The sequence below is a fragment of the Agrobacterium vitis genome (genome assembly GCF_037039395.1).
Lineage (GTDB): Bacteria > Pseudomonadota > Alphaproteobacteria > Rhizobiales > Rhizobiaceae > Allorhizobium > Allorhizobium vitis_E.
Map to the genome: position 1 here is coordinate 1,222,501 of NZ_CP146244.1, position 7,346 is coordinate 1,229,846.

The following is a 7,346-nucleotide window of genomic DNA, read 5'->3' on the forward strand; positions in this document are numbered from 1 at the left end:
AGTTGGAAAGCTTGGCCATAGTGGGTGACAGCCCCGTACGCGTAGAACACTCATTGTCCTAGAGTAGGGCGGGACACGTGAAATCCTGTTCGAACATGGGGAGACCACTCTCCAAGCCTAAGTACTCGTGCATGACCGATAGCGAACAAGTACCGTGAGGGAAAGGTGAAAAGCACCCCGACAAGGGGAGTGAAATAGAACCTGAAACCGGATGCCTACAAACAGTAGGAGGGCGAAAGCCTGACTGCGTACCTTTTGTATAATGGGTCAACGACTTAGTGTAACTAGCAAGCTTAAGCCGGTAGGTGTAGGCGCAGCGAAAGCGAGTGTTAATAGCGCGATTGAGTTAGTTGCATTAGACCCGAAACCGAGTGATCTAGCCATGAGCAGGTTGAAGGTTGGGTAACACCAACTGGAGGACCGAACCCGCATCTGTTGCAATAGATTGGGATGACTTGTGGTTAGGGGTGAAAGGCCAATCAAACTCGGAAATAGCTGGTTCTCCGCGAAAACTATTTAGGTAGTGCGTCGATCGAATACCTCAGGGGGTAGAGCACTGGATGGGCTATGGGGACTCACCGTCTTACTGATCCTAACCAAACTCCGAATACCTGAGAGTACTAATCGGCAGACACACGGCGGGTGCTAACGTCCGTCGTGAAGAGGGCAACAACCCTGACCTCCAGCTAAGGTCCCCAAGTCATGGCTAAGTGGGAAAGGATGTGAGGATCCCAAAACAACCAGGATGTTGGCTTAGAAGCAGCCATCATTTAAAGAAAGCGTAACAGCTCACTGGTCTAAATAAGGGTCTTTGCGCCGAAAATGTAACGGGGCTAAAGCCATGCACCGAAGCTGAGGATTTGCAGTAATGCAAGTGGTAGCGGAGCGTTCCGTAAGCCTGTGAAGGGACAGTCGTGAGACATCCTGGAGGTATCGGAAGTGCGAATGTTGACATGAGTAACGATAAAGGGGGTGAGAGACCCCCTCGCCGAAAGACCAAGGGTTCCTGCTTAAAGTTAATCTGAGCAGGGTTAGCCGGCCCCTAAGGCGAGGCAGAAATGCGTAGTCGATGGGAACCACGTTAATATTCGTGGGCCTGGTGGTAGTGACGGATCACACAAATTGTACAGTCTTACTGGATTGATTGTGCAGTGGAGTGGTTCCAGGAAATAGCTCCACCGTATAGACCGTACCCGAAACCGACACAGGTGGTCAGGTAGAGTATACCAAGGCGCTTGAGAGAACTATGTTGAAGGAACTCGGCAAATTGCACGCGTAACTTCGGAAGAAGCGTGACCCCTTTTTACGCAAGTGGAGAGGGGTGGCACAGACCAGGGGGTAGCGACTGTTTATCAAAAACACAGGGCTCTGCGAAGTCGCAAGACGACGTATAGGGTCTGACGCCTGCCCGGTGCTGGAAGGTTAAGAGGAGAGGTGCAAGCTTTGAATCGAAGCCCCAGTAAACGGCGGCCGTAACTATAACGGTCCTAAGGTAGCGAAATTCCTTGTCGGGTAAGTTCCGACCTGCACGAATGGCGTAACGACTTCCCCGCTGTCTCCAACATAGACTCAGTGAAATTGAATTCCCCGTGAAGATGCGGGGTTCCTGCGGTCAGACGGAAAGACCCCGTGCACCTTTACTATAGCTTTACACTGGCATTCGTGTCGGCATGTGTAGGATAGGTGGTAGGCTTTGAAGCTTGGACGCCAGTTCGAGTGGAGCCATCCTTGAAATACCACCCTTATCGTCATGGATGTCTAACCGCGGTCCGTTATCCGGATCCGGGACAGTGTATGGTGGGTAGTTTGACTGGGGCGGTCGCCTCCGAAAGAGTAACGGAGGCGCGCGATGGTGGGCTCAGACCGGTCGGAAATCGGTCGTCGAGTGCAATGGCATAAGCCCGCCTGACTGCGAGACTGACAAGTCGAGCAGAGACGAAAGTCGGTCATAGTGATCCGGTGGTCCCGCGTGGAAGGGCCATCGCTCAACGGATAAAAGGTACGCCGGGGATAACAGGCTGATGACCCCCAAGAGTCCATATCGACGGGGTTGTTTGGCACCTCGATGTCGGCTCATCGCATCCTGGGGCTGGAGCAGGTCCCAAGGGTTTGGCTGTTCGCCAATTAAAGCGGTACGTGAGCTGGGTTCAGAACGTCGTGAGACAGTTCGGTCCCTATCTGCCGTGGGTGTAGGAATATTGACAGGATCTGTCCCTAGTACGAGAGGACCGGGATGGACATATCTCTGGTGGACCTGTTGTCGTGCCAACGGCATAGCAGGGTAGCTATATATGGAATGGATAACCGCTGAAGGCATCTAAGCGGGAAACCAACCTGAAAACGAGTATTCCCTATCAGAGCCGTGGAAGACGACCACGTTGATAGGACGGGTGTGGAAGCAGGGTAACCTGCGAAGCTTACCGTTACTAATAGCTCGATTGGCTTAATCGTTCTCATTGACAATGCTCATCGACTTCCTCGATGAGCCATCTGTTTAGCGCTCACGCATGAGCGGCTCGTATACGAGCCTATGCTCCGCGAGGGCGCCGAACGATCGGCGACGCGCTTTGCGCTTGCGGACTTCGTCCGAAGGCGCCAAGCAAAACGTCGACGAATGACGTGTTCACAAAAAAAACGGGCAACGCCCGCCAGCTTCTCACATATGCAAAGCATCAATACGGTTCCGTATTAACGCTTTGGCACCCTTCTGAGCGCAAGCGAAGAAGATGGGTTTGCCAAAGAAAAGGGAACACTATTGATGCGAAGCATCAACATTGCCCTTAGCTGACCTGGTGGTCATGGCGGGGCGGCCGCACCCGTTCCCATTCCGAACACGGCCGTGAAACGCCCCTGCGCCAATGGTACTTCGTCTTAAGACGCGGGAGAGTAGGTCGCTGCCAGGTCTGCTAATGGCAATGTTGATAAATACATCAAAACACTCTTCTCTCACACACTTCGGCCCTGCCGAAAACCTCGGGCCGCGCAAGCGGCTCTTTCGCTTTAAAGCCCCTGAAATACGAGGCAAAAATAACAAAACTCGACATCTTACCGCCCACAAAACCCGGGTGGTAACCCAAACAAAAATCGTTTGATCTGTCGAAATATATCCCAAACGGGATGCAAGAATGGTAACGCGGGGTGGAGCAGCCCGGTAGCTCGTCAGGCTCATAACCTGAAGGCCGCAGGTTCAAATCCTGCCCCCGCAACCATCTTTACTTGCGATAACCCCGCAGCCTTACCAGCTGCGGGGTTTTTGCGTTCTGCCGCAATCGTCAGGATGCCAGCGAGATCGCCCCGAACATCGATCTCGATCTTACCATCTGCCGGCGTCAGGATGATGTCCTCGACCAACTTGCGCAGGACGTCCGCAGCCTCGATCCGCCGCTCCTCGGAATCATCCTGAAGCGTCTCGTAGAGCTGCTGCACACGTAGTCGGTACTGACCGGCCATCGCCGGATGCAGGAGGGGAGGCGGCTCGTCGGCCGTCGCGAGGAACTCCCTGAGTTCGATCTTGCGCCCCTTCAGCTTGCCGCCGCGTTCCGTCACTGCTTCGAGCGAGATCGACTCTTTCAGATAAAGGTCCATGAGGCGTTGTTCCTCGCGATCGATCCGCTCGATCTCGGCTTGGGCCGCATCGATGTTGGTGCGGCTCTCCATGCGCAGGCGGTTGATTTCCTGAGTATAGGCGTCACAGAACTCAGCGAAGATTTTCGGATCGAGCATGCGGCTTCGGAGCGCGTTAAGAACCCGCGACTCCAGTTCATCACGCCGGATGTTGACGCGGTTCTCGCAGGTGCCCTTGTTGCGTGCTGTCGAGCAGCCGATCAGCGTGGCCGATATCGCGGAGTATCCGCCTCCGCAGCATGCGCATTTGGTGAGGCCCGAGAAGAGGTACTTCGGGCGCCGACGATAGTTGATGGCGCCCACATCGGCATGGCCGTTATCGTCGCGCTCGATCTTGTTTTCCGTCTGGCGCTTCTTCACCGTTTGCCAGAGCGCTTCATCGAGGATGCGCAGTTCGGGAACATCCTGGATGATCCATTCGGATTCCGGGTTGGGTCGCGCCTGCCGCTTGCCCGTGTCCGGGTCTTTCACAAAGCGCTGGCGATTCCAGACGATCTTGCCGATATACATCTCGTTGTTGAGGATGCCGTTTCCGCGCTTCGGATTGCCGTTGATTGTGCTAAAGCCCCAGTCGCCACCCGAAGGGGCCGGGATGCCTTCCTTGTTGAGGGCAAAGGCGATGGTCTTTGCCGATTTGCCGAGCGCATAGTCACGGAAGATGCGCTCGACCACCTTGGCCTGAGCTTCGTTGATGGTTCGGTCGCCGCGAACCGGCTCGCCATTGCCGTCGAACGTCTTCACCACATCGTAGCCGTATGAGTTGCCGCCCCCGGATTTGCCTGCTTCGACCCGGCCGCGTTGACCGCGACGGGTCTTGTCTGCGAGATCCTTGAGAAACAGCGCGTTCATCGTCCCCTTGAGGCCGACATGCAGATGCGTGACCTCCCCCTCCGACAGCGTGACGATCTTCACGTCCGAATAGGCCATACGCTTGTAGAGGCCGGCGATGTCCTCCTGGTCACGCGACAGGCGATCCATCGCCTCGGCAAGGACAAACTGGAAGCGGCCGCGCGTCGCGTCGCTAATCAGCGCCTGGACGCCGGGACGCAGAAGCGATGCGCCGGAAATGGCGTGGTCGGTGTATTCCTCGACCACCTGCCAGCCCTGCTTCTCAGCATGAAGGCGGCAGATGCGGAGTTGGTCGGCGATGGAAGCGTCGCGCTGATTGTCGGAGGAATAGCGGGCGTAGATGGCGACTTTCAAATCACGTCTCCGAACGTCTTCGGGAGGCGTTTCACCCCCGCTTTTTCACTAGCGCCTCGAAGTTCTGACGTGCCATTTGCCTGCCGAGCAGGCGGGCAAGTTGAACGAGGCGGGGGTCCGGGTCGCCGCGTGGCGTAAACGTCAGTTCCGGCGCAGTGAGAAGCATCGCCTCGAGCAATTCTTCGCGCTCGTTTTGCGTAACCGCTGTCTTGGATTTGCTTGCTTCCGGTGTCATGTCCGGCAGGATTCATGCAAAAACCAAGATAAACAACTGAATTCAAAGCAGAACAATTGGCGGTCATCGGAGAAGTTGCGCGTATCAGGGAGCGTGCCAGCGCAGAACAGGGCGCTCTAGGGTAGTAAAATGACCTACGAAATCTCCGCGAAATCCGCTCCTGGCGCATCTGAACTCCTCGGTGGCTATCCCTTTGTCTTTTTCCATCAAGGCAGGGCGAGCCTTGAACAAGGTCGATAATAGCGTATTGCATTTGGCGCTACAAGTCATTATGTTGCGCCCAAGGAGATAATCATGGCCACCACCGTCGAACGCAAGGAATACCCGATCTCGATGCGTCTGCCCGAAGCGGACGTCGCGATGATCGATCGAGCCGCTACCCTGCGCGGCCGGTCGCGCACGGATTTCGTGCGGGACGCAGCCGTGCGCGCCGCCGAAGAGATTGTCATGGAACAGCGGCTGATCCGCATGAGTCCCGAAGGCTTCGCCGATTTCATGGACGTCCTGTCCCGCCCGGCCGCTCCGGTTCCCGAGATGGTGGAACTGGCCAAGCGGCCTGCGCCGTGGGAGCCAGGCTACGTCGCGAAGCGGTGAGCCGTGACTTTATCGGCTCCCGAATCTCTCACCGCTGCACATAATGTGTCCGAGTTCTCTTGCGGCAAGCCTGCGCTCGATCATTGGCTGAAGACGCGCGCGCTTTCCAATCAGGAAAAGGGTTTCACGGCGGTTCTCGTTGTCCACGAGGCTGGACGCGTCGTCGGGTATTACGGCTTGGCGCCGACGGCCGTCATTCCTTCGATCCTGCCGCGCTCGATACGCACCGGCCAACCGCCCGATCCGGTTCCCTGTCTTCTTCTCGGCCAGCTTGCTACGGACACGGAATGGGCCGGGCATGGCATCGGCACAGGTCTGGTGAAACATGCCCTTGAGCGCTGCGTCGAGGCCGCTGCTCTGATCGGCGGGCGGGCGCTGATGGTCAATGCCGTCGATCACGAAGCGGCTCAGTTCTGGCAGCGCCGAGGTTTTACGCCCTCGAAGGACGACCCTCTCGTCCTGTTTCGCTCGATCGCTGCAATCGCCGCATCGCTGGCGGAAGCGCGGCAGCAAGAGCAAGGCGCTTAACCTGAAGTCTTCACAATTCAAGCAACTCGGCAAAAGCCATAAAGAACGCATTTGGTAATGGACCACGAAGACGACGTTCTCGTTTCAAAATATTCTGCATACCGGAAAGCTCTCCGAGACGTCGAACCATGCATGTCATTTATGCCATATGGGTGGTTCGAGCCGCCGAAAACCATCCGGCTCGATACGGAGTTTGGTCGTCAGCAGATGGTCTATCGCGATCTGGCCGATGAAGCCGCACGAGATCTTGCCAACGGGATCAATCACCTGACCGGTCTCACGATGCGTCTTGAGGCTTGGAGCAAGGTTATCCTAGGGCTTGATGTCCGCGACAAGAACCTGCTGCTGCACGAGTTCGTTCAAGACCTGGCTTCCACGGCGCTTCTCAGTCCATACACTCTTAAAGCCAGATTTTATTTTGCGGTCGCGCATCTGTCCCACCAGGCCAACTGCACACGCAGGGATGAGGAATGGTCGGACGATTTCGTGACACTTCCCGAAGACTGGCGGATAAATGAAGAGGCCGCAGTCAGATTGGCGAAGCCCTGGCGATCCTGGAAGAGGCTGATCAAGGCACTCAATACAGTCGACATGGGTGATTATAAAACGGCAACAGACGACTTTCGCAGCAAGCACACGCATCGGTTCACCCCGCGGGTCGAACTCGGGATAACGCAGATGGTGAAGCGGCTGCCGTCGAAAGATAGCGGAAAGCTCTGCTATGGAGTGGGTGGCAGCGAACCTGATAAGCTGGAAACGGTAGTATGCGAATTGAAGGCGCAGTGCATTCGATTGTCTGAATGTTACGGCGAGTTCCAAACGCTCGTGACTGAGCAAAGCGACGCGCTATTCGGGAATGCCAGCGGTTGATTTCCCGTGATGAAGGAAGACCGATGAGATTGAGCAGGCGTCGCCCTTCGGGCCGGGCTCTCGGCTCGCGCTGAAGCCCCGCTGTCGCGGGTCTTCAGCCTGATTGGCTTTGATCCCTGACGCGGAGCCAGGCCGCCGCTGGCCTACGGTCGCTCCGTCGCTGAGGCTGCAATATCGTTGGATATCAGGCTTTGCGGTTCGACGGTGCTGGCCACGGCATGGCTGCTGTAGAGTGAGAGTGCGGATCGGGCTTTCGTGACGGGTTAAGGGTCGGAGAAGAGGTCTCCGGCGC

General features: G+C 56.4%; 5 protein-coding genes, 1 tRNA gene and 2 rRNA genes (1 of these 8 running past the window's edge). 6 read left to right on the plus strand and 2 right to left on the minus strand.

The window, feature by feature from the left end; all coding sequences use genetic code 11:
• The 3 genes from V6582_RS26625 to V6582_RS26635 all read left to right on the plus strand — a co-directional run.
• Positions 1 to 2,451: ribosomal RNA gene (locus V6582_RS26625) — 23S ribosomal RNA — on the plus strand; it begins 462 nt to the left of the window's first position.
• Positions 2,452 to 2,788: 337 nt separating this feature from the next.
• Positions 2,789 to 2,903: ribosomal RNA gene (gene rrf / locus V6582_RS26630) — 5S ribosomal RNA — on the plus strand.
• A 229-nt stretch (positions 2,904 to 3,132) separates the two neighbouring features.
• A tRNA-Met gene (locus V6582_RS26635) sits at positions 3,133 to 3,209 on the plus strand.
• On the opposite strand, the gene V6582_RS26640 is transcribed toward V6582_RS26635, so the two are convergent.
• Together V6582_RS26640 and V6582_RS26645 are read right to left on the minus strand one after the other, a co-directional pair.
• Positions 3,166 to 4,827: a recombinase family protein gene (locus tag V6582_RS26640; RefSeq protein ID WP_156634912.1), complete on the minus strand. Its 1,662-nt coding sequence runs from the start codon at positions 4,825 to 4,827 to the stop codon at positions 3,166 to 3,168. The two genes, V6582_RS26635 and V6582_RS26640, sit on opposite strands and share 44 nt — an antisense overlap.
• 31 nt (positions 4,828 to 4,858) lie before the next feature.
• Positions 4,859 to 5,062, minus strand: coding sequence for a hypothetical protein (locus tag V6582_RS26645; RefSeq protein WP_113136943.1), 204 nt, complete (start codon positions 5,060 to 5,062; stop codon positions 4,859 to 4,861).
• Positions 5,063 to 5,356: 294 nt separating this feature from the next.
• On the opposite strand from V6582_RS26645, the gene V6582_RS26650 reads away from it, so the two are divergent.
• The 3 genes from V6582_RS26650 (at position 5,357) to V6582_RS26660 (ending at position 7,054) form a co-directional block, all read left to right on the plus strand.
• Entirely contained in the window at positions 5,357 to 5,656 is a 300-nt protein-coding gene (locus V6582_RS26650) for a DUF1778 domain-containing protein (RefSeq protein ID WP_156634911.1), read from the plus strand.
• Positions 5,657 to 5,659: 3 nt separating this feature from the next.
• Entirely contained in the window at positions 5,660 to 6,184 is a 525-nt protein-coding gene (locus tag V6582_RS26655) for a GNAT family N-acetyltransferase (protein ID WP_337739422.1), read from the plus strand.
• Positions 6,185 to 6,316: 132 nt separating this feature from the next.
• A complete protein-coding gene (locus V6582_RS26660) occupies positions 6,317 to 7,054 on the plus strand; it encodes a hypothetical protein (RefSeq protein ID WP_156634910.1) in 738 nt (245 codons plus the stop codon).
• Positions 7,055 to 7,346 lie beyond the last annotated feature (292 nt).